Origin of the sequence: Janthinobacterium svalbardense (assembly GCF_002327145.1) — a bacterium.
Taxonomy (GTDB): Bacteria; Pseudomonadota; Gammaproteobacteria; order Burkholderiales; family Burkholderiaceae_D; genus Janthinobacterium; species Janthinobacterium tructae.
The window spans coordinates 3,087,649-3,109,369 of sequence record NZ_CP023422.1; the positions used below are offsets into that span (position 1 = coordinate 3,087,649).

The following is a 21,721-nucleotide window of genomic DNA, read 5'->3' on the forward strand; positions in this document are numbered from 1 at the left end:
CGTGAGGTTGACAGGCATGGTGGAGGGAGGGGTCATGTCGCGGCGAGGGATTCAGGGGCAAGGGCTTCTGGGCCCACCACCACGGCGGCCCGGTGGAAGGCATCGAGGTTGCTCAGGCATAGCACCTGGCTGGCATTCTCGGCCGCTTCGTGCCGCGCCAGCACCAGCGCCGCGAGGGTGGCCACCTGGCCACTTTGGCCGCAGGCCGCCGCCACGCTCAGTACGTCGTTGCTGAGATCGATATCGGGCAGCAGCGTGCCGGCATTGTTCATCAGTTCGATCATGCGGCTGGAGCGCTGGTCGGCATCGGCGTATAGCCGCATGATTGCGGCCGGGGCGACAGACGCCGCCGACATCGCCTTGCCGCCCAGCTCGGCCAGCAAGGTGGCATCGCCATGGCCGCGGCTGTCCGCCGACTGGCCACGCACGGCCATGCTGGCATGGTGCAGCAGTACCGGCGTGTCCACCAGCAGCGCCGCAGCCTGGGCCGCGTCGGCCAGCAACAGGCCGGCCGCGCCTTCACCGGGAATCTGCCCGCCCGGCTGGCCGGCATTGAACAGCAGGCCGCGCGTGGCCCAGTCATGCACGGTCAGCTCGCCGATATGCGAACCGCAGGCCAGTACGATGGCCAGGCAAGGCAGCTCTTGCAAGACAGCCTGCGCGGCCAGCTGTTCGATCAGCGCCAGCGGCCCGCTGTCGCCGGCCAGGTGCACGCTGAGCTTGTCGGACGGCCAGCCTTGCTGTTCCGCCTGCGCGTGCAGCCAGGCGGCGCCCGTGTCGCGCTGCGGCTGGTCCCAATCGGGCGGCAACAGCAGATGCAGTTGCAGGGTCGGCAGCGGCAGCGCGGCGCGCGATCCCGGTTGCGCCGCCTTGTAGTCGTCGAGCCCCGTGTGCATCGCCGCTTCCTGCATCAGTTCGTTCAATACGCCGGCGCCCAGCGCCAGTGCGCGCAAGTGTTCGGCATCGAAATGCGGTGCCTGTGGTGTCGCATCCTGCGCCGCATCGGCAGGACGGGTCCGCAGCCAGTCGTCCAGCAGTGCCTTCTGCTCATGTTCATCGAGCTCCGCCACGCGGGCGCTCATCACCGGGTAGCCTTGCGCGTCGGTCAGCTCCGGATCGAGTTCGGGGCGCTGCTGCTTGTCCAGCAGTGCGGCAGCCAGTTCCGGGGCCGAGGCGCCGCCGGGCATGCGCAGCACCGCGGCGGCCAGGTGCAGCGGCGCGCGCGGCGCAGGGTCACTGCCGGGCGCCTTGGCGTCGCCGTCGGCGGCGTCAAACAGCGCGGGCGCTGCAGCCGGCGCGGCCAGCCTGGCCAGCAGTTTCTTGCCCAGCCACCAGCTGGTGAGCAGCGCCAGCGGCAACGCCAGCATGCTGCCGGCCAGGTCGCCCGTCGAAGGCATGCGCGTGCTGCTGCGCCAGTACCAGATCGCGCCGCCCCAGCACAAGGCGAAGACGGCCAGTATCAGCAGGCTGCGCCGCAGCCACGGGCGCATCAGCGCGCTCCCTTGCAGTGGCGGCCGGATGTCATAGCTGATCCGTGGTGGCTTGCTGGCTGGCGATCAGCACCGCGCCACAACTGGTCTTGTCGCCGTGGCGGGCCACCGGTTTGCCATCGACGATCCAGCTGGCGTCGCCGCTGACGATGGGACAGCTGCCATGGCCTGGCAGCGGGCACGACACCTTGTCGCCCACGCGCGCGATACCGATGCCGCCGCTGTCCGTCATCGCCGAGGCCTCCAGCACGCTGCCGCCATGCGATGTTTTATCGCCCAATCTGATTACGGGACCAGCCATATGTGCTCCTTCCAGTCATCGTTGTTTTTTCATCACACCAGGCACGCGCAGTTCGGTGTGACCGAAATCCATCATTTTCCAGCGGCCGCCCCAAGTCATGCCGACCGATTCGGCCACTTCGCCATACAACTGATAGCCGCGCATGGCCCAGGGATCTTTTTCCGAGATCACCAGCTTGCCGTCGCGCAAAAAGGCGCAATCGGCGGCCAGGCCATACTGATGCCAGCTCTGGAACGCGGCCGCATTGGTGACATTGCTGCCCATGCCGGCCAGCATGTTTTGCCGTTCCGGACTGCGGTAACCTTCCAGAATGGCCATGTCGTAGCCATGTTTTTCCTTCATGATCTTGAACACCAGCAGCAGCCTTTGTGCGTATTCGGCATTGAGCAGCGTCCAGTTGCGGCTGGCCGATACCAGCATGGGCCGCACTTGCTGCACTTCTTCGGTGGCGAATACCAGCGGCGGCAAGTCCACCGGCGGCACCAGCTGTTCGCCTTGCAGCAGGGCCGACACTTGCGTATTCATTTCGCGCGTCGAAACCTCGTAGCCGCCCAGCATGCTCTTGCTGCCTGCTAACAAGGCGATCACCGGTGGCAGACACATCACCGCCGCACCGCCCAGGAACAGCAGGTAGTGGCGACGCACGAACGCTGCGCTGCCGAGCAGGGTGCTGGCGCCGCCACGGCGCAGCGTGTCCAGGCCGGCGTTCCTGCGCCGAGCCAGCTGGGCCAGCCGCGCCCCGATACCTTGTTCGGCCGTCGCCAGCACCCGCATCAGCAGTTCGCGGCCGGATGGAAACAGCACGAGCCAGCTGATCAGGCATGCCAGTAAAAAATAGAGTGCCACCGCCAGTAAAAACACGCCCACTCCGTTCGAAAAAAGGCGCCATGCATGGGCCGTTGAATGCCGCTGTGCCAGCGTTCGCGCTAATATTGCCTCTGAGTATATCTTACTAACTTGCTAATTACGGGAGCTTAGTTTCAATTGTGCGCTGGGTGCGCACTGTTGATTTCCTAACATGCGTCACGCTTTTTTTTATTGTCGTAAGGTATTGCAAATATTGACAGGAGTTAAGATTTTGCCAAGCAATGACGACAGCCCACGGCCATCGACACGGCCCAGCTTATTGACGCCCGCACAACAGGCCGAGGCGGACCGCAGCCGTATCCTCAACCATCTCGAAGGTGGCAGGCGGCCTGCGCCCGTGCCGCATGAAGGCAGGCGCGCCAGCCGGTGGCCGGTCTGGGGGGCATGCTGGCTGGCGCCTTGCTGTTGCTGGCCACCGGCGCCTGGTTGGGGCAGCGCGAGACTGCGGTGGTGGCCGAACCGGTGGTGGCCGAACCGGTGTTGGCCAGCACGGCGCCAGTGCCGGAAACACCGCCTGTGGCCACCGCGCCCGTCACTGCGGCGGCCAGCATACACGAGGAGGAGCCGGAGGCCTTGCCGCGGCAGAGCTTGAGCGAAATGCTGGGCGCCGACTTGCCAGCTCCGGCCCCGGCGCCCGTGTCTGGTCCCAGGGATCTGCTGAGTAAGGCACTGGAAAGCCCGCAGAAGAGCGCGCCCAAACCGGCGCGCGCGCCACAGAAAAAACCGCCAGCCAAACCGCTCAAGCCCGTTGATAGTGCCAAGCCCGCCGCCACGCCGGAACAGGAAAACGACGTGGCCCTGCTGGCCGCCTTGGTATCGCATGCCCAGGCTGGCACGCCACCCAAAAAAGCGCCGCCCAGCCTGCAAGCCCAGTTACAGCAATGCGGTAAATTGAAACCGGCGGCGGCCGATAGCTGCCGGCAGCGCACCTGTGCCGGCCGCACCGGCAAGCCGCAATGCAAGGCGGCCAGGGCGGCGGCGAAAGGCGCGCGATGAGCGCAGCGCTGCTGGACCAGGTGGGTGCCGCGTTGGCAGCATTCTCCAGCATCACCCGCTTGTACGAGCTCAAGCTTGAAGGCGACAGCGCGCAGGACGCGGACCTGTTGCTGGTGGAAGCGTTCGCCGGCGACGAGCAATTGCAGACGCCAGGCGCGCGCGATGTCATCGCCTTGTCCACCAGCGCCCATGTTGCACTGGCGTCCCTGCTGGGCCAGCCGGCCAGCCTGCATATCAGTCTGGCGGATGGCACGCGCACCCAGTTTTCCGGCTATATCAGCGCCGCCGCCATGCTGGGCAGCAATGGCGGCCTGGCGCGCTACCGGCTGCGCATTACGCCTTGGCTGTGGCTGCTGACGCAGACGCGCAACAGCCGCGTCTGGCAAGACAAAACCGTGACGGCCATCGTCGACGCGGTATTTTCGGCCTACGCGCCGCACGCACTGTGGCGCTGGAGCGACGAGGTGGCGTCGTTCATGCAGGACGCGGGCGAACGCAGCTATTGTTGCCAGTACCGCGAATCGGATTTCGATTTCGTGCGCCGCCTGCTGACGGAAGAAGGGCTGGCCTGGCGGTTTGACGGTCAGACCTTGCTCGTCTTTGCCGACAGCAGCCAGGCTTGCGCCACGCCTGAAGACGCCAGCAGCGCGCAAGGTGGCGGCATCCGCTTCCATGGCGCGCGCGTCGGCGAGCCGGGCGACAGCGTGCAAGCCTTGAGCGCGCGGCGCAGCCTGCATGTCGGGCTGAGCAGCGTGCTCAGCTACGATTACAAGGCCAAGAAGGCGGTCGCGGCCAGCGTGCCGACGAATATGGTGATCGGCGGCAAGAACGCGCCGCTGCTGGAAAGCTACGATACGCCGGGCCAGTACTGGTATGCGAATGGCGCGCAGGCGCAGCGTTACGCGCAACTGCAGATGCAGTCGCACGAAGCGCGCGCCCAGTTGTGTCAGGCGCGCTCGACCGTGCGCACCCTGCGCGCCGGCACGCGCTTTACCCTGACGCAAGGACCGTTGCAGGCGGCCGATGGGGCCGCGCCCGAGTATGTCGTGCTGCGCGTGGCCAGCATCGGCGTCAACAACCTGCCGCTGCCGGCGCTGGAAGGACTGGCGGAACTGTTCGGGCCGATACCGGAATTGCTGGAAGAAACGGTGCAAGAGTGGGGCGCAGGGTTTCCCGATTTCGCCGCCGCGATTGCCCAGGCGCAAGCCAGCGGTTACGCCAACTGCATCGATATGCTTGCCGCGGCAACGCCGTGGCGTCCGGAGCACGATGACAACGATGCGCGCCAGCACGCCACGCCGACCGCCCTGGGCAGCCAGAGCGCCATCGTGGTGGGCGCCGACGGCAATGACGTAGCCAGCGGCGCCGATGAAATCTATTGCGACAAGCTGGGCCGGGTGCGCATCCGCTTTCACTGGCAGCAGGAAACGGGCGCGACTTGCTGGGTGCGGGTGGCGCAGCGCGCCGCTGGCGGCGGCATGGGCAGCCAGTTCCTGCCGCGCATCGGCCAGGAAGTGCTGGTGCAATTCCTGGAAAACGATATTGACCGGCCCGTCATCGTCGGTGCCCTGTACAACGGCCAGGGCGAGGGCGGTACCAAACCGACGCCGGGCGGCATGGCGCGGGACCAACACGATGCTGGCGTGTTCCAGCCTGCGCATGACCACGCCATCGCGGGCCAGGGCAATGTGGCGGGCGGCAACAGTCCGCTGTGGCATGGCGCCGCAGGCACCAGCGCGGCGCACCGCAATGGAGCAGCGCAATGGGGCATCCGCAGCAAGGAGTTCGGCAAGGCAGGCAGCGCGGCCGGCTACAACCAGCTGCTATTCGACGACACCGACAGCCAGGGTCGGGTGCAACTGAAAAGCAGCCATGCGGCCAGCGAGCTGAACCTGGGGCACCTGATCCACGCGGCCGACAATTACCGGGGCAGCCTGCGCGGCGCCGGTGCCGAATTGCGCACCGACGCGTATGGCGTGGTGCGCGCCAAGGCCGGCCTGCTGGTGAGCAGCTATGTGCTCAGGCACAACGCCGCGCAACGCGATCCGGCCGGCGACAATGCGGGCGGCATGGCATTGTTGAAACAGGCTGTGCTGCTGGGCGACACCTTCAGCCAGGCTGCCAAGACGCACCAGACGGTGGCTTACGCCAGCCACATCGGTGTCACCGCAGCAAACGCCAGCGCGCTCGACGACAAGGCCGCGCCGCTCAAGGCGATGCTGGCCAGCGTCGCCGGCATGCACGAACAGTTACCGCACACAAAGGACGCCATCATCGCGATTGCCGCCAGGGCCGGACTGGGCGTTGTCGCGGGGCAAGACATGCAACTGGCCAGCGGCGAAACCGTCACCATGATGAGCGGCCAGGATACCCAGTTCATCGGTGGCGGCCAGTTGCGCGTGCACACGGGCCAGACCATCGGCGTATTGGGCGGCGTGGTCAAGGCGGGCGAGAACAACATCGGCCTGCAGATGATCGCCGCTAAACAGGCCATCGACGTGCAGGCCCAGGCCGATGTGCTCAACGTGCAGGCGCGCGAAGAGGTCAACGTCATCAGCACCAACGCGCATATCGACTGGGCGGCGGCAAAAAGTATTCGACTGTCGACGGCGGGCGGGGCCAACATCACCATCGAAGGCGGCAACATCACCATTCAGTGCCCGGGCAAGATCACGGTGCATGCCGGCAGGAAGAGTTTTCTGGGGCCAGACCGGCTGGCCTATCCTTTCCCTGGTTTGCCCAATGCCATCTGCGTGGAGTGCTTGAAAAAATCCATCGCCGCCGGCCTGGCCTTTACATCAGTCGAGTAAGCGCATGTTTATTGAAACCTTTTCTACGCATTGGCAGCATCGCCTGGACGAACAGCATGGCTGCCTGGACAGCAACACACAGCTTTATCTCTTGCTCGATGGAGTCTTTGTGCCTGATATATATCGGGCCGTTCAGCTTGCCTTGGGAGGAAGGAGTGTGAGCTTGCTATTTGAACGGCTTCCTTCTTGTTCCGATGCTACCCGCGCCGTTTCTCCCTTCCTGTTGCCCTATCGGCCAGCATCGGCCCAGCTGGCGCGCGTGCTGTCCCGGTGCAGCGGCTGGCCCATGGTCAGTGCCATCGAGACCGGCGAGAGTATCGAGGATTTGACTGCGCGCCTTGCTGCCTGGTGCATCGTTGAAAACGATGGACAACGCTTCAATTTCCGCTATCCCGACACCCGTCGTTTGCCTGGCCTGTGGGCGGCATTGACGCCATTACAGCGCGGCACGCTTGCCGGCCCCGCAAGTAATTGGTGCTATATGGACCGCGATGGGACTTGGCAAGCATTGACGCTGCCGCCAGATCCTCATCCAATTGCGGATCGACCGCAATTGGATGAGCAACAGTTTGCCATCATGGTGGCCGATAGCGAAGCGGATGAAATCCTTGCCTTGCTGCAAAGCCGGCGTCGCTTGCCCGACATAAAACCCTCCCAACAGCACGCTCTCGTGCATAACGCCCTGCGCCTTGCCAGCAGAGATCAGCTTGGTATCGAGTCCTATCCGGAGTGGTGTGATTTCTTTTTGCAAAAAGGCCTGCGTATGGACGATAGCGAGGGAGCCGTCATGCTTGGGGCATGGATGGCGGCAGAAACGGCTGCTCTGAATGCCTTTGATATTTGAGTAGCTGTGAAATTTGGAGCAAGACGACAAGCCCTTTTGTACCAGGAAGCGACACCAGGAATAAACAAAAAAAGGTTAATCATTGAATATTGTAGGCAATATTTTGAATGGTCTGAAGCGTGTTGCGTTAGCCGGCACTCTGGTGTTACCGATGCTCGCGTCCTGCAATGACAGCAATGATGTACCAGTCAATGTCCACGGCATCAATTACAGCGACCAGGAATTCACCTATGTGTTGCAAGACCCGCTGCGGCCATCGAATCAGGCAGGAGGAGAAACCATCGGTCGCTACGGGGCTGGCGGCACCATGTGCTGCTTCACTTTGCCTGGGAAATGGCGGCCCGGAATAGAAATAAATATTCAGTACACCTATTATTTGCCAAAAAAACCAGATGGCAGCTTGCCTGAAATCCGGAAGTCGACGGTAGTCGAGCTGCCTCATTATGACGAGCCGCAAGAATTGTGGGTGTTGCGCAACGCCGACGGCAGCATGGGCATCGTATCGAGCATTTACCAGCCTGATCATCCGAAATGGCCAGGCAAGATCAAGGGTTGGCCGGTACCTTCGCTGGAGTATCGGAGGGAACGCTGGGGTTTGCATATGGAACATGAAATGAGCGGCGTGATACTTTATGAAAATTTACTGACTGATCTTAAAGAAGACCCTTTAAAAAGAGCAAAAGAGTCTTGGGATTATAAAATAAGAAGTGACCCTAGCTTCGCATTGAAATTTAAGGGGCAGAAGATCCAGCTTACCAGGATTTTTTAAAGAATAGCTATCAAGATTCACTTGCTAGAAGTCGAGGTCTTGTAAAGTCATTGGAAGAGTCAAAGCCGTGAATGTGAAACTTTGCCCACTTGTTTCAGAAGTATATTTGAATGCATCAAATTTTAATATTTTTTTTGGGAAGGATGAAAGAGATGATATAAGGATGAAATTTGAGGTTCGTGAAAAACCACAAATCGGCTGTGGCCCCAATGGATGTAAAACAAACTTGTTCTTTGGATTTTTCTTTGATGGCACAAGGAATGATTATATTATTGCTGAGAAGGAAATTTCTGCCAAAGGAGTCGTTGTCTCAAGTCGCGTGAAAATTTTTCAGGTTTTATTAAAATTTAAACGGCGGTTAGGCCCTGGGAACAGGGTGACATCGATCCTCATCGCGAGTATATCTATTGCAATCATTTTTAAGTACATAAAATTTAAATGAAAAAATTTATTCTCCTCTGCTTTCTGATAATGCCGGTGTTTGCAGCATGTAATAACACCAGTGAGACTTCGGTCAGTGTCCATGGCGTCAACTATAGCGACCAGGAATTTATCTATGTGTTGCAAGACCCGCTGCGGCCATCGAATCAGGCAGGAGGAGAAACCATCGGTCGTTACGGCGCTGGCGGCACCATGTGCTGCTTCACTTTGCCTGAGAAATGGCGGCCCGGACTAAAAATCAATATCCAGTACACCTATTATTTACCAAAAAACCCGGATGGCAGTTTGCCTGAGATCCGGAAGTCGACGGTAGTCGAGCTGCCTCATTATGATGAGCCGCAAGAATTGTGGGTATTGCGTAATGCGGATGGCAGCATGGGCATCGTATCGAGCATCTACCAGCCTGACCATCCGAAATGGCCAGGCAAGATCAAGGGTTGGCCAGTACCTTCGCTGGAGTATCGAAGGGAACGCTGGGGTTTGTATATGAAACATGAGTTGGATGCTTTGGAAAACAGCGAGACCATGCTGAATAATTTATTGTCTGACCCAAAAAAAGAAACGAAGGAAGCTTGGGATTTTGAAGTTGGAAGAGATTTGGAATTAAAATCAAAATTTTCAGGATTCAATGATCCAAAATATTTATCCTACTTAGAAAAAAGTTATAAAGAGTCATTGGAGAATGATAAGAAGGCGGTGGAGGAAATGAAAGGGCGTAAACCATGAGTTCCAGAATTTGTGGTCCCTTAGGAAGCGAATTCTTAAATGCAAATGATTTCGAGAAATTTTTCACGATTAGGGAATCTAAATATATTAATAAAAATTTTGAGGTTCGTGAAAAACAAAAAATCGGCTGTGGCTCCAATGGATGTAAAACAAACTTGTTCTTTGGATTTTTCTTTGATGGCACAAGGAATGATTATATTATTGCTGAGAAGGAAATTTCTGCCAAAGGAGTCGTTGTCTCAAGTCGCGTGAAAATTTTTCAGGTTTTATTAAAATTTAAACGGCGGTTAGTCCCTGGGAACAGGGGGACGTTAATCCTCATCGCGAGTATACCTATTGCAATCATTTTTAAGTACATAAAATTCAAATGAAAAAAATTATTCTCCTCTGCTTTCTGATAATGCCGGTGTTTGCAGCATGCAATAACATCAGTGAGACTTCGGTCAGTGTCCATGGCGTCAACTATAGTGACCAGGAATTTACCTATGTGTTGCAAGACCCGCTGCGGCCATCGAATCAGGCAGGAGGAGAAACCATCGGTCGTTACGGGGCTGGCGGCACCATGTGCTGCTTCACTTTGCCTGAGAAATGGCGGCCGGGAATAAAAGTCAATATCCAGTACACCTACTATTTGCCCAAAAAACCGGATGGCAGCTTGCCTGAGATCCGGAAGTCGACGGTAGTCGAACTGCCCCATTATGACGAGCCGCAAGAATTGTGGGTATTGCGCAATGTCGACGGCAGCATGAGCATCGTATCGAGCATGTACCAGCCTGATCATCCAAAGTGGCCAGGCAAAATCAAGGGTTGGCCGGTACCTTCGCTGGAGTATCGAAGGGAACGCTGGGGTTTGTATATGGAACATCAATTAGTTTTCTTGAGAAGTAGTGAACGTTTATTGGAGGAGCTTAAAAAATATCCAGAAATAAGGACTAGTAAATCTTGGGATACGGAAAAACAAATTAATCCAGAAGTAGTATTAAAATTTAAAGGGCCAAAAGATCCGAATTATATATTGTATCTAAAAAATAGTTATGAAGAATCAATAGATGAAATTAAAAAAGAAATCAAAAATTTAAATGATAGTAAGCCATGAGTGTAAAACTTTGTTTGCCTGCGGATGAAAAATTTTCTATTGCTTTTGATCAAAATAAATTCTTTTCAGATGATAATTTAAAAATTATTCGCAATAAAGAAAAGCGTGAAAAACCAAAAATCGGCTGTGGCCCAGATGGATGTAAAACAAACCTGTTCTTTGGATTTTTCTTTGATGGCACCAGGAATAACTATATTCTCGCTGAGAGGGAAAAAACCCATTCTAATGTTGCGAGGCTGTATGATTGCTATCCAGGTCTGAGCGTTCCGGGAGTATTGCCGGTAACAAGCGACTGGGAAAATGATAAATCCAATTATACGCATTTTTTCAAGGCCTATATTCCTGGTGTTGGAACAGAATTCAAGCAGGTTAACGATAGTGGCGATGGTTTTGACGAAACGGCCGGCGCTGCGGCTGGCTATAAGGGAGAGGAACGTATCCTGTGGGCTTTGCTTCAAGCCATTAACAACGTGCATCGTTATTTCATGAAAACACCCCTGCTTTCCGATAAAGATATCAAGTCAATTATATTGAAAATAGACTTGAACAAGCAGGCGCGGAGTAAAATAGTGCCTCCCGAGTGGTACGAGCGTTCGATGCCAAATGAGAAACAAGCAAAAAAAACCAGAATTGAGTTTGAAATTATTTTGCGAGAATTGCATGCGGCGGTGTCGCAACATTGGCCGGACAAGAAAACAGGAAAGCCAAAAAAAGTCGATCCTGGTATTGTGCAAAAAATATACATTTCCATTTTTGGATTTTCGCGCGGCGCCACACAAGCGCGCGCGTTTACCAACTGGCTGATGTCGCTGTGCAGGCTGGACGCTCATTTATGCGGGAAAGAAAGTGGCAGCATGACGCTGGGCGGTTTTGAGGTCGCTTTTGATTTCCTGGGCTTGTTTGATACGGTGGCCTCGATTGGTGCAGGTAACACCTTGGGTAACAGCTTTCTGGGCAAGATATTTGACGGGCATGGCAGTTGGGCCGACGCGGAAGACAGCTTGCGCATACCGACCAATATCACTTGCCTGCATCTGGTTTCCGCGCATGAATTGCGCCGCAGTTTTCCGCTCGACTCGGTTTCCGTCAAAGGGGTGGTCACGCCAAATTGCATGGAAATTGTTTTTCCAGGCGTGCATTCGGATCTGGGTGGTGGCTACGCGCCGCGTGAACAGGGGCGTGGCGTCGATCCGAATGGCGACGATATGCTGACGCGCATCCCCTTGCTGACCATGTATCGGGCAGCCAGGCTGGCTGGTGTGCCCCTGAAACTTGAACTCGCGAGCGCGGTCGTGCAACAACGTTTTAAAGTTGCACCCTCGACCATTACCGACTTTAATGCCTACCTTGCTGCGTGTACCACCAAGACGGGCACGCTGACAGCAATCATGCGAGAGCAGGCGCAATACCAGATGCAGTGGCGGCTTGCGCGCCGCGCAGGTAGCAAGATGCCTTTGGAAGCGACTGCAAGCTTTTCAAGAGCAAGTACTTTCGATCAAAACGACTTGCACAGCGCAAACTGTGAATTTGAACAAGAGATCGCAGCCTTTAAAAAATGGCTGTCCGAAAAGGGCAAGGGATTCAAACCGGCGACGCAGGAGCCTGGTTTCGATAACGACCACAAAGACGAGTGGGAGGAAATTGCCCGATGGTGGAATAACGTGCCGCAACTGGCACCGGCGATGATGCGTTTTTTTGATGAATACGTCCATGATTCGCGTGCCTGGTTCAAGCTTATTCCGGGCAATGCTGACAATGAGCCGCAACTGGTTGAGGACCTGAAAGCTTGGGAGGCAAAGCGCAAGGCATTTGAGCAGTTCAATGCCCGTAGGTCAAAAGAAGTTGCGGAGCAACGGCACTGGCTGCCGCCGGAAGCCAGGGTAATGCCATCGACGCCATACAAACCGGTCGAAGACGGCTTGAGCCCTCACCAGCGCAATGCTGCCATCGAATATGCGCGTACCGGCAAACTACCACGCATGATTACGGAAGGGCGTGAGCCCTACGAGGCGAGCAAGAACACATACTACATGTGGGCCAGGGCAGGATATCTGCGATTTCGAAAGATTTATAGCGGCTGGGATAGTGTGCTTATCTCCCAAAATGAGACGACTGCTTCCCAGGAAGAAAGCGTTAGCTAATGAAAACAGTACGCATCATGCCTGTTGCCGCAGCTGGCCGTAGTTGCTGATATTGCCTGCCTTGGCCATTTCAATCGAAACACTCTTGCTATAACGAAATTTCTAGGGTGTAATGGCTTTGATAAAAATGCTTATTTACTAATTATATGCGGGAAGCCGCGTGATGGAGTTCCGGATGTCCATGTCCTTGCCCGCCAGTTTCACGCAAGCTAGCAGATTGTTGCAACTGACCACGCCCCTCGGCGCCGACCGCCTGCTGGCCGAATGCGTGCGCGGCGAGGAAGGCTTGAGCACGGGCTTCGTGTTCCAGATCGCGGCCCTGTCGACGGACGCCGCCATTTCCTTGCGTACCCTGATAGGCCAGCCGGCCCTGCTGCAATTGTTGACCGCTACCAGCGCCGACGCGCTGCGCCCGTTCCACGGCCATATCACCGCCGTCGAGCTGGTCGGTGCGAACGGCGGCATGGCGCGCTATCACCTGACGCTGGAGCCCTGGAGCGCGTTTCTCGCCCATGGCCGTGACAGTCGCGTCTTCCAGGACATGACGGTCTTCGACATCCTCGACGCGCTGTTTGCCACTTACCAGGCACAAGGCAAGCTAGCGCCGGCCTGGCGTTTCGATATTCTCGACCGCGCGACATACCCGAAGCGCAGCCTGAGCACCCAGTACCAGGAAAGCGACTGGGCCTATGCGCAGCGCCTGATGCATGAGGAAGGCCTGTTTTATTACTATGAACACAGCGGCGATCCGGGCAGCCCCAGTCTGGGCAGCCACTGCCTGGTGATCGCGGACCATAACGGCGCGTTCAAGCCGAATGCCCAGAGCAGCATCAATTTCACGCAGCCGGGCGCCGTCATGAAGGTCGACAGCATCGACCGCTGGCGCACTGAATTGCGCCAGCAGACCAATGCCATCGCAATGGGCAGCTGGGATTACCGCTCGCTCGACCAGCGCGTTGCCAGCGCGGCGGCAGGGGGGGCGGGGCGCAGGGCGTGGAGCTGCTCAGCCGCGACGCGCCCGGGGCCTATGCCTACGCCTCGCACGAGCAGGGCCAGCAAATCGCGCGCAAGCAGTTTCAGGCGCTCGAAGCGGGCAAGGAAGTCCACGTGGCGGCCGGGACCGTGCGTACCATGTCACCGGGCACCACCTTTGTCCTGCAGGGACAGCCGGTGTCCGACCAGGCCGGTAGCGACGACGAACGCAGCTTCCTCATCGTGCGCACGGTGCATTTGATGCACAACAACCTGAGTGCGGATCTGCAGTCGTCCATTGTGCAAACCCTCAAGACGGGTCTGCTCGATGCGGCCATCCGCAAGGAGCAAGCGGGCAGCCTGCACCGCATGCCCGCGCTGCTGGGCGCGATTGCCGAGCGGCCCCTGTACCGCAACCGCATCGACGCCATCCGCAGCAATATTGCTTATCGCGCCAGCGGCAAGGACCAGCATGGCCAGCTGCTGCATCCACGCCCGACCGTGCATGGCCAGCAGACGGCCGTCGTGGTGGGCCCGGCTGGCGCCGTGATTCACACCGACCGCGACCACCGCATCAAGGTGCAGTTTCACTGGCAGCGCGGGGTCATGAGCCACAGCCGCCTCGACCATCCGCAAGGCGGCAAGCATACCGGCGCGCCAGGCGACGACAGCGCTGGTACTTGGGTGCGCGTGGCCTCCACCATGGCGCCGGTGGCCGGTGCCAACTGGGGTGGCCATGCATTGCCGCGCATAGGCCAGGAAGTCTTGATCGATTTTCTGGAAGGCAATATCGACCGACCGGTCGTGATCGGCGCCGTCTACAACGGCCAGGGTACGGCCGATGCCCAGAATAACCGCGTGGCGCATGGCGCCGGGCCGGCCACCGGCAATGCACCAGCCTGGTTTCCCGGCGAAGCAGGCGCGCATGCCCACCCGGCCGCGCTGTCCGGCATCAAGAGTCAGGCCATGCAGGCCAGCCAGCAGGGCGGCGCGGCATACAGCCAGTTGGTGTTCGACGACAGTCCGGGCCAGCCGCGTGTGGCCCTGCAGCGCCATGCCGGCGCACACCAGGGCACTGCCGAGCTGAACCTGGGACACGTACGCCATCAGACGGACAACCAGCGGCTGGACGCCGCCGGCTTCGGCGCTGAACTGAAAACCGAGCACAGCGCCGCGCTGCGTGCGGGGCAGGGGCTGCTGTTGTCGACCGACGGGCGTAGCAACGCCAGCGGCACGCAGATGGATACCAAGGAAGCCACTGTCCAGATCGAACAGAGCCTGGCCCTGCTGACCTCGCTTGCCGAGACGGCGCAAAAGCACAAGGCTGTGTTAGGCGGTGGGCAAGGCCAGGCCGAGGCGGCGCCCGATACGCTGCCGGCGCTGAAACAATTGGCGAACAGCATAGAAATGCTCAAGGGTACGGCGGGCACAGGCGACAGCCAGGCGACGGCCTATGGCGCGCCCCAGTTGCAATTGTCCAGTCCGGCCGGCATCGCCGCGACCACGCCGCTCAACGCACTTTTCGCCGCCGGCAATACCAGCAGCATTGCGGCAGGGCAGGACATCAATTTCGGCGCGCAAGGCAACCATTTTCATGCGATCAGTTCCGGCATCAGCCTGTTTACCTACGGCAAGGCCAGCAAGGCCGACAAACCCAACCAGGAAACCGGCATCCGCCTGCACGCGGCCAGTGGCAAGGTCAGCAGCCAGAGCCAGTCCGATGAAACAAAATTAACCGCAGACAAGGCCGTGACGGTGGCCAGTGTCAGCAAAAGCGTCAATATCAGCGGCAAGCAGCATGTGCTGCTGACGGTGCAGGGCGCCTATATCAAGCTCGAAGGCAGCAATATCGAGATTCATGGGCCCGGCAAGATGGAATTCAAGGCCGGCATGAAGGAGCTCACGGGGCCGGCCAGCGCCAGTCCTGCACCTTTGGCCTTGCCTACAGGACAATTGAAAGGCTGCGCACTGAAACTCCTCGATGCCACGCAGGCGGGAGCGGCCAGTGTCAAACGATAAAGTGTCATCGCCTGCACTGTCTTCGGCGGGGGTATCGACGGCGCGCGCCGATGAAGTGCTCTACAACGTGGCCCGCGGTTATGACAGGACCGTCGTCCTGATCGACCAGTTCATCGACAATCCCCTGCGCGAGGTGATCGAGGCTCTGTCGCCGCCCGCAGCCAGCGTGCTGCTCGATGATCCGATCTTCGAGGATGACTTGCAGCGCGCACCGATGCTGCTCGCATTGTCAAACAAGCTGCCCGAGCACTATGCGCTGGTCGAATATAGTTTGAAGCTGGCGCAAGAGCAGCATGCCGAACCGGGCGCGGTGCCCCGGATCTGTGCCTGGCTGTTTAGCCACGCGACGTTGGAACGTCTGCGCAGCGCCATGCTGGCGCGCCTGAATGTGCGCTATCCGTCCGGCGACGCCGTCTACCTGCGCTATTTTGACCCTCGCGTCTTGCCGCATCTGGCAAGACTGTTGCCGCCATCTACTGCAGGCGTGCCGGGGCGCAGCAGTTTTGCCGATCTGCTAGGTCCTGTCGAGAGATGGTGCCAGCTCGACCGCGATGGGCAACTGATCCAGCATGGCAATGCGCAGCCGGTACCTGCAGTACAAGATGTTTCCCTGCGCATCGATGAGCGAACCAGGCAGGCGATGGGCCGCATCGAGCAGATCAATCTGGTGGTGCGCATCCTGCACGCACGGCAAACGACAATCGGGCCCGGCGTCGATGCGCAAATCGACCACCATCTTGTCCACAGCGCAAGTGCGGGCCTGGAGCAGCCTGACGACCAGATCGCCTATGCCTGGCGTGCCGTCGAACACGGCCAGGCCTTCACCTTGCACCCCGCCCTCGGGGAACTGATGCGGATGGCCGCCACGCAAGGCCTGCCGCTGGACATAGTATTAAACGCCCGTCTTCATTCCCTGGCTTGATGCCCAGCAGGATGACCGCGTGCCGCCCACTCAACAGGAAGAGCGATGAAAGACTGTAAATTTTGCGATAAAAACGGCTTGTTCATTTTGCCCTTGCGTTATGCGGCAGTGGTGGGCGAGGGTGCGGCCGGCAGCGTGCCCGCGCTGCCCGGCAAGCTGGGCGACAAGGTCAAGCACATCACGCTGGAAAACGCCAGCTATGCGCCGCGCCTGCTACGCTCCGGTTTCCTGTACGTGCTGATCAAGCGGTCGGGATTGCTGTATTGGGAAGGCTATTTTTCCGACGACGACGCCTTCCTGTCCAAATTTTCCGTCGATTCGCCGCCATCGGCGGTCGTGAATTTTTCTTGCGACCGCAGCACCTGCGGCATCAACGCCAGCATGATCGCCATCGACAAGATCGAGTTTGTCGAAAAAATTTATCTGTTGTTCACGCCGACTGCCATGACGAGAGAGCGGCTGGACGCGTATGCGGCTAATGCCGAGGCCAGCGTTAAAAAAGGACAAATGCAGGTTTTTCTGCCAAAGGAATGGGCGGCGGGCAGTACCGAACAGCCGCACAGCCTGAAGCCTGAAGAGCTTGGCAAATACGTCCCAGAGGCCGTGCTCGCCCGGCAGTATCAGAATGCCTGCAAGAGCCCTTTGGGGAAAATTCTCATGCAGCAGCTCTACATGGCAAGTTGCGATGCTTATGAAGGCATAGCCAATCTTCCACTGGCGACGCCGGGCGGCAGGATCGGAAAGCTGGAAGAGAAAATGGTAGCGACCAAGGCCGCAGCGTTTGCTGTGTTTGACCCCATCGGCATCACGCAGGAATTGAACGATTTTCGTAATGCTGCACTGCAACCGCTTGAGAATTTTCTTGAGCAGGTGGACAAGGAAAAAGTCAGCAATCGGCGGAAGATGGACGTCATGGTTGGCATAGACGATATCAAGGACTGTGTCATTAAATATGGTGTGGAAATCAGAAAGAAAAATCTCGATGACATGGATTCGAGGGCGCTTCCGGATATTAATAAAAATAACGCAGAGATGCTCAGGAAATTAAATCGTGTAAAAGAAGCTGAGATAATCGAAGAGAGAGTAAGGAAAACTTCTGAGGCGAGAGAGAAAAGGCGCGAGCAGATTCTTGCGGGCAGTGAACAGGATGCGCGCGAAAAATTTGAGAAGAAATATGAGTCGCTCATCTCTGTTTCTGAAATTGATTTTCTCCGGAAAGCGCTGGATAAACTGTCGAAAGAAGCTGAGGCAACCTCGAGAAAGAGAACTGCCGATCACGTCAAGTGGGTAATATCCACGGAACTGGTTGACGCATTTGATAGTTATGACGAGGAAAATATCAGTAGCGGATTTTGCTTTACTTTTGAATTTTCCCGGTGTGTGTTTGGCATGTTCGCAGCTAAGGAAAATGCACCTGTCCTTAAAAATTGGATGGATGTAAATTCTATTGAAAGAAAAAATTTGTACATGCGGTCAAATTTTTACAACCATAAATCTTTATACGATGCTGCGGAAAAAGCTTTCAAGGACGCTAAAGATCAGGTCGAGGCTGCAGGAGATATTTCAAAAGTACAGGCGGCACCATGGTTAAAAGCCGGTAAGGGCCTGATTGATTCTTTTAAGAAAATTGATTCCGCATGGGATGAATGGTTGCGCGATGGCGGAGTTCTTAAAATTCACAACAAGGATCCAGAGGCTAGCACGAAAAAGGCAATAGTGAATTTGTCAAAATACCATCGAACTGCGGAGGGGATGGCATTTGCAAAAATCTCGGAGTGGACTCAAGCAATGTTCACTAAAAGCGGGAAGCTGGACAAGGCAATTTCCAGCATCGTTGGTATATTGCTGTATTCTAAATTGACGGATCTTGCTGAAAAAATAAGGTTTGATGAATTGATGCTTCCTCTGAAACAAAAAAATATTGAGGAATTAAGAGAAAAATCAAAGAAGTACGCTGAAACGCTGAAGACGGAAAATAAAAAAAATAAATTAGAGCAAAGCATAGAAAATAAAGCTGAGCGGATGGCGCGAGCAGAAGCCACAAAAATTGCTCAGGCAGATGCGGCAAAAGTGGAAGGGAGCATAGGAAAACTGATAGAGGATGAGCAGGCAAAGGTAAAAAACAAGGTAAAGATTGCACTGGACGAACTGGACGTGGGTAAAAGGCCCGAGACCAATAATTTTCGCCATGCTCGCATCGGTGTTCTTTTAATGTCAATTGAAAGCCTTTCCCTGGCAACCAAATTGCCTCATTTTAAGGATTCTCCCAGGCTAAAGGCTGAGGTGATAGCCTCAATACTTTCACTGAGCAGTATATCTCTTGATCTGGTTTATGCTGTGACAAAATCTATAAGGGAAATTTATCCTTATAGTAAAATTAGCGGGATAAATAAGGCGGCGGATATTATTCGCGGTGGATTCAAAATGGCTGCCGGGTTACTTGGGGCTATTTCTGGTTTCATGATAGTTTGCTTGGATATTGATTCGGCTTATGATGAAATCAAGAAGGAGCGATCTGATGGAATTTTAGTGGGGATTTATGCTAGTCGAGCTGTTTTTGGTGCCATTAACATGGGTTTAGGCTTGGCAGCTGCCTTGTCCTACGCTGCTCCTTTATTGGCACGATTGGCAGGATCTCAACTGGCGAAAAATTTCAGTTTTTCTTTAAAGGCAATAAATTATTTTGGTGGATTGGCAACAAGCTTGGCAGGTGGCAGAACTATTTTATTGATAAGATTGGCTCGGTTTAATCTGATCGGCCTAGGGATAACTGTTGTCGAAGTTGGATATCGGGTATGGATTATGGATGATGAATTGGAGAATTGGTTTCAAGCGTGTAGCTTTAGGAAAAGTAAAGGATGGTTTTCTGAAAAACCATTTACTACTGTTGAGCAGGAGCTAATGGAGTTGCAGAAATCTTTGAAGGCAATTCAATCATGAATTTCGAGGTGAATGTGGCAGAGGAAAAAAATGCAGACATGTTTTCCAATGAGATTTTTTTTACATTGGAAGGAAAAATCACAGAGGTTCAGATTGCTGCATCAACTATAAATTTACTCAGGAAAATAGAAAAAAATATTGAGGAAAAAAACCTTGCAGGTGGCGTAGCAGCGGCCATCAATGGCATGCCTGGGACATTGGCAACTTCAGCCATGCTAAGTTTGTACGATGGCGAAGATATGCATAATTTTGCTGGACTGGTCAATGGCGAAGTAGTATGTGGTGTTTTTGCCGATGCGGACAAGATCAAGGATGGCGATTTCGTCAGATTAGTGGTGGCAAGGAGAGGTGATGTCCTGCACGTGCACAGTTTGCTTCGCATTGAGGATAGCCTGTTATTGATGCCCCTGAATGCGTATTGCGGAGAACGGGCCTTTTTCTGGAGTTGCATGAGATTTGCAAGAAATATGACGTTGTTTGTTTGGATTGTTTTATTTTCCGGATTTTTTTTATTTATTGATGTATCGCAGGAGAGAAAAGAGGATTTAATTACCGCATGTGGTGCAATATTATTGATGCCTCCGCTTTTCTGTTTCCCTTTTGAATACTGGACATATAAAACCATGCGCGACTATTCAATATATGCTGAGAAAATATTTGTCGCTTATGGTTTTCCAAGACCAGATGTTTTTGATGCAAGAGGCGGAAGTACTTTTTTTGAAAATAATGGCAATGGTTTTTTTTCAACCAATTGTGAGCTGGCGCTGAAAAAGCACAAGTCGAAATACAAAATTTAATCTGCCTGATAATTTGGTGTTCTCAGCCACTTCCTGCATGAAATTGATGGCATTGCTGGGGAGATATTGGAAACACAGTAATCGAGAAAATATATGCATGAATTATCTTATAAGTTGGTCAACGGTGCAGTTGAGGATTTGAGAACCTCCGACATGCATGTGAATTATTTGAAGAGTGCTGAACAATTCAAAAAAACATCTGGTTTGGCGGCGATCGTTCAAGTTGCTGCAGGTGAGCCTGGCGCTGTTCACAGCATGCAGGCAGCGACAAGTGACGGAGATCCTGTCACAGGCTTCAACATGAGCGTGGGCGGCAAGTGGGTTACTGGTAGTTTTTGGGAAGTTGATTTTAAGAATGGGGACGAGGTTAAAGTTATAGGCTATCAAAAAGGCAATGAATTCATCGCTGTCGCAGTGGTTGATGTAAAGGAAAACAAGATATGGATACAGCCACATTCTGAACGTGGAACAATTGCAAAAAAGTATCACTTATTAAGATGTTGTGGTTATGCTTTTATTGGATTATATATTTTAGCAATTTTGGCGGCATTTTTTGGTGGCATGCCAGTCTGGTTTATGTTGATTTGCGCTACCTTTAGCACTCCAATTATTCTATTTGTAACTGTTGGTTTGAGTTGGAAAGACTTTATGGAATTTTCAAAGGAGATGAATAGAGTGGGGAAGGCACTAGGGATCGCTGAGCCAGAGAAGATTGATCTTTTTAAAAGTACGAGAAAATCGAGGAAATCAGGAAAGCCCGCTTTGCCGATGGGCGTGTACTATCTTTAAATTAGATAAGTAAAATGGAAGATACTGAGGGGTTTTCTGATGAACTGCTTTTCATGCTGGAAGGAGAAATGACGCATCTTCATTTCTCTATAATAACGGCAGATCTGCTGCATGACATTGAGAAAATCTTGCTGCAAAACTCTTGCAGGTGCGTAACCATCGCCATCAATGAATTGAGCTCGGCGCTCTGGCGGTCGGAATCGCGCGTCACCCCCCGCGATTCGGCAGCGCGACTACTGGCAGACAATCACAGTGCCTCTGTTTTATTCCGCTTGCCCCAGGCTGACCAGGCGAGCCAGCGTCTCCTGTGCATTCATGGCCTTGGCCAGTGAAACGGCAGTCATGCCGCGGCTGTCCACGGCATCGATGCGTGCGCCGTGCTGCAGCAGCAGGTCGAAGATGGCCAGGCGGTTGAACATGGCGGCCATCATCAACGGTGTCTTGCCGTCCGGGCTGGCGCCTTCCACGCTGGCGCCGTGCCGCAGCAGCAGTTCGGCGATCTCCAGATAGCCCTTGTAGGCCACGCCGGCCAGCGGCGTCTGGCCCTGGTCGTTGGGCACGTTGGCGTCGGCGCCCGCTTCGAGCAGCAGGCGCGACGTTTCCAGGTGGCCGAGGTAGCTGGCCAGCATGATCAGGCTGTCGCCTTTTTCGTTGCGGAAGTTGACGGGTACGCCTTGCGCGAGCATGGCACCCAGTTGCTGCGTGTCGCCTTCGCGCACCAGGGCAAACAGGCCCTGGATGAATTCCAGTGTTTCGGCATCCATCGTTGCCGGGATTTTTCGTGCATCGGTGTTCATCGTG

Annotated in this window: 18 protein-coding genes and 1 pseudogene; 15 read left to right on the plus strand and 4 right to left on the minus strand. The window is 55.5% G+C overall.

The window, feature by feature from the left end:
• Positions 1 to 32: 32 nt before the first annotated feature.
• The 3 genes from CNX70_RS13840 to CNX70_RS13850 are packed head-to-tail and all read right to left on the minus strand — an operon-like array spanning position 33 to position 2,652.
• On the minus strand, positions 33 to 1,490 hold the full coding sequence (locus tag CNX70_RS13840) for a hypothetical protein (RefSeq protein ID WP_096235151.1): 1,458 nt from the start codon (positions 1,488 to 1,490) through the stop codon (positions 33 to 35).
• Between the two features lie 31 nt (positions 1,491 to 1,521).
• Positions 1,522 to 1,791 (minus strand): PAAR domain-containing protein, encoded by a 270-nt coding sequence (locus tag CNX70_RS13845; RefSeq protein WP_096235152.1) that lies wholly within the window; start codon positions 1,789 to 1,791, stop codon positions 1,522 to 1,524.
• A gap of 15 nt (positions 1,792 to 1,806) precedes the next feature.
• Positions 1,807 to 2,652, minus strand: a complete 846-nt coding sequence (locus CNX70_RS13850) for a M15 family metallopeptidase (RefSeq protein WP_244199150.1) — start codon at positions 2,650 to 2,652, stop codon at positions 1,807 to 1,809.
• A gap of 372 nt (positions 2,653 to 3,024) precedes the next feature.
• Here CNX70_RS13850 and CNX70_RS13855 point away from each other — a divergent pair, with 372 nt between their 5' ends.
• From CNX70_RS13855 to CNX70_RS13915, 15 genes and pseudogenes are all read left to right on the plus strand, one after another.
• Positions 3,025 to 3,654 (plus strand): hypothetical protein, encoded by a 630-nt coding sequence (locus CNX70_RS13855; protein WP_157751011.1) that lies wholly within the window; start codon positions 3,025 to 3,027, stop codon positions 3,652 to 3,654.
• Entirely contained in the window at positions 3,651 to 6,464 is a 2,814-nt protein-coding gene (locus CNX70_RS13860) for a type VI secretion system Vgr family protein (RefSeq protein ID WP_096238449.1), read from the plus strand. Before CNX70_RS13855 ends, CNX70_RS13860 begins: the two co-directional genes overlap by 4 nt.
• A 4-nt stretch (positions 6,465 to 6,468) precedes the next feature.
• Positions 6,469 to 7,308, plus strand: a complete 840-nt coding sequence (locus tag CNX70_RS13865) for a DUF4123 domain-containing protein (protein ID WP_096235154.1) — start codon at positions 6,469 to 6,471, stop codon at positions 7,306 to 7,308.
• A gap of 82 nt (positions 7,309 to 7,390) precedes the next feature.
• The gene (locus CNX70_RS13870) at positions 7,391 to 8,077 is read left to right on the plus strand and encodes a DUF3304 domain-containing protein (protein WP_157751012.1); all 687 of its coding nucleotides are present in this window, start codon (positions 7,391 to 7,393) and stop codon (positions 8,075 to 8,077) included.
• A gap of 67 nt (positions 8,078 to 8,144) precedes the next feature.
• On the plus strand, positions 8,145 to 8,519 hold the full coding sequence (locus tag CNX70_RS28200; RefSeq protein ID WP_157751013.1) for a hypothetical protein: 375 nt from the start codon (positions 8,145 to 8,147) through the stop codon (positions 8,517 to 8,519).
• Positions 8,516 to 9,244 carry a DUF3304 domain-containing protein gene (locus CNX70_RS13875; protein ID WP_096235156.1) on the plus strand — a complete coding sequence of 243 codons (729 nt, stop codon included), beginning with the start codon at positions 8,516 to 8,518 and terminating at the stop codon, positions 9,242 to 9,244. The genes CNX70_RS28200 and CNX70_RS13875 overlap by 4 nt, the downstream gene beginning before the upstream one ends.
• Complete coding sequence (locus tag CNX70_RS13880; protein ID WP_096235157.1) at positions 9,241 to 9,615, plus strand: hypothetical protein; 375 nt, start codon at positions 9,241 to 9,243, stop codon at positions 9,613 to 9,615. The genes CNX70_RS13875 and CNX70_RS13880 overlap by 4 nt, the downstream gene beginning before the upstream one ends.
• The gene (locus CNX70_RS13885; RefSeq protein WP_096235158.1) at positions 9,612 to 10,340 is read left to right on the plus strand and encodes a DUF3304 domain-containing protein; all 729 of its coding nucleotides are present in this window, start codon (positions 9,612 to 9,614) and stop codon (positions 10,338 to 10,340) included. Before CNX70_RS13880 ends, CNX70_RS13885 begins: the two co-directional genes overlap by 4 nt.
• Entirely contained in the window at positions 10,337 to 12,481 is a 2,145-nt protein-coding gene (locus CNX70_RS13890; protein ID WP_096235159.1) for a T6SS phospholipase effector Tle1-like catalytic domain-containing protein, read from the plus strand. Before CNX70_RS13885 ends, CNX70_RS13890 begins: the two co-directional genes overlap by 4 nt.
• 181 nt (positions 12,482 to 12,662) lie before the next feature.
• Positions 12,663 to 13,403, plus strand: a pseudogene (locus tag CNX70_RS29335) (type VI secretion system Vgr family protein); the annotation flags it as partial.
• A 71-nt stretch (positions 13,404 to 13,474) separates the two neighbouring features.
• Positions 13,475 to 15,472: a type VI secretion system Vgr family protein gene (locus tag CNX70_RS29340; protein ID WP_482793348.1), complete on the plus strand. Its 1,998-nt coding sequence runs from the start codon at positions 13,475 to 13,477 to the stop codon at positions 15,470 to 15,472.
• Positions 15,459 to 16,394 (plus strand): DUF4123 domain-containing protein, encoded by a 936-nt coding sequence (locus CNX70_RS13900; protein WP_157751014.1) that lies wholly within the window; start codon positions 15,459 to 15,461, stop codon positions 16,392 to 16,394. Before CNX70_RS29340 ends, CNX70_RS13900 begins: the two co-directional genes overlap by 14 nt.
• Before the next feature lie 45 nt (positions 16,395 to 16,439).
• Entirely contained in the window at positions 16,440 to 19,334 is a 2,895-nt protein-coding gene (locus CNX70_RS13905; RefSeq protein WP_096235161.1) for a T6SS effector BTH_I2691 family protein, read from the plus strand.
• Positions 19,331 to 20,131 carry a hypothetical protein gene (locus CNX70_RS13910; protein WP_096235162.1) on the plus strand — a complete coding sequence of 267 codons (801 nt, stop codon included), beginning with the start codon at positions 19,331 to 19,333 and terminating at the stop codon, positions 20,129 to 20,131. The genes CNX70_RS13905 and CNX70_RS13910 overlap by 4 nt, the downstream gene beginning before the upstream one ends.
• Positions 20,132 to 20,224: 93 nt before the next feature.
• On the plus strand, positions 20,225 to 20,920 hold the full coding sequence (locus tag CNX70_RS13915) for a putative type VI secretion system effector (protein WP_096235163.1): 696 nt from the start codon (positions 20,225 to 20,227) through the stop codon (positions 20,918 to 20,920).
• Positions 20,921 to 21,183: 263 nt separating this feature from the next.
• Here CNX70_RS13915 and CNX70_RS13920 read toward each other — a convergent pair whose 3' ends face one another.
• Positions 21,184 to 21,717 carry an ankyrin repeat domain-containing protein gene (locus tag CNX70_RS13920; protein ID WP_096235164.1) on the minus strand — a complete coding sequence of 178 codons (534 nt, stop codon included), beginning with the start codon at positions 21,715 to 21,717 and terminating at the stop codon, positions 21,184 to 21,186.
• Positions 21,718 to 21,721 lie beyond the last annotated feature (4 nt).

What these genes read in the sequence shown, in the direction of transcription:
- CNX70_RS13885 (WP_096235158.1), top strand. Translation starts at nt 9,612, where the DNA reads ATGAAAAAAATTATTCTCCTCTGCTTTCTGATAATGCCGGTGTTTGCA.
- CNX70_RS13860 (WP_096238449.1), top strand. Translation starts at nt 3,651, where the DNA reads ATGAGCGCAGCGCTGCTGGACCAGGTGGGTGCCGCGTTGGCAGCATTC.
- CNX70_RS13875 (WP_096235156.1), top strand. Translation starts at nt 8,516, where the DNA reads ATGAAAAAATTTATTCTCCTCTGCTTTCTGATAATGCCGGTGTTTGCA.
- CNX70_RS13910 (WP_096235162.1), top strand. Translation starts at nt 19,331, where the DNA reads ATGAATTTCGAGGTGAATGTGGCAGAGGAAAAAAATGCAGACATGTTT.
- CNX70_RS13865 (WP_096235154.1), top strand. Translation starts at nt 6,469, where the DNA reads ATGTTTATTGAAACCTTTTCTACGCATTGGCAGCATCGCCTGGACGAA.
- CNX70_RS13845 (WP_096235152.1), bottom strand. Translation starts at nt 1,791, where the DNA reads ATGGCTGGTCCCGTAATCAGATTGGGCGATAAAACATCGCATGGCGGC.
- CNX70_RS13920 (WP_096235164.1), bottom strand. Translation starts at nt 21,717, where the DNA reads ATGAACACCGATGCACGAAAAATCCCGGCAACGATGGATGCCGAAACA.
- CNX70_RS13915 (WP_096235163.1), top strand. Translation starts at nt 20,225, where the DNA reads ATGCATGAATTATCTTATAAGTTGGTCAACGGTGCAGTTGAGGATTTG.
- CNX70_RS13905 (WP_096235161.1), top strand. Translation starts at nt 16,440, where the DNA reads ATGAAAGACTGTAAATTTTGCGATAAAAACGGCTTGTTCATTTTGCCC.
- CNX70_RS13880 (WP_096235157.1), top strand. Translation starts at nt 9,241, where the DNA reads ATGAGTTCCAGAATTTGTGGTCCCTTAGGAAGCGAATTCTTAAATGCA.
- CNX70_RS13840 (WP_096235151.1), bottom strand. Translation starts at nt 1,490, where the DNA reads ATGCGCCCGTGGCTGCGGCGCAGCCTGCTGATACTGGCCGTCTTCGCC.
- CNX70_RS13890 (WP_096235159.1), top strand. Translation starts at nt 10,337, where the DNA reads ATGAGTGTAAAACTTTGTTTGCCTGCGGATGAAAAATTTTCTATTGCT.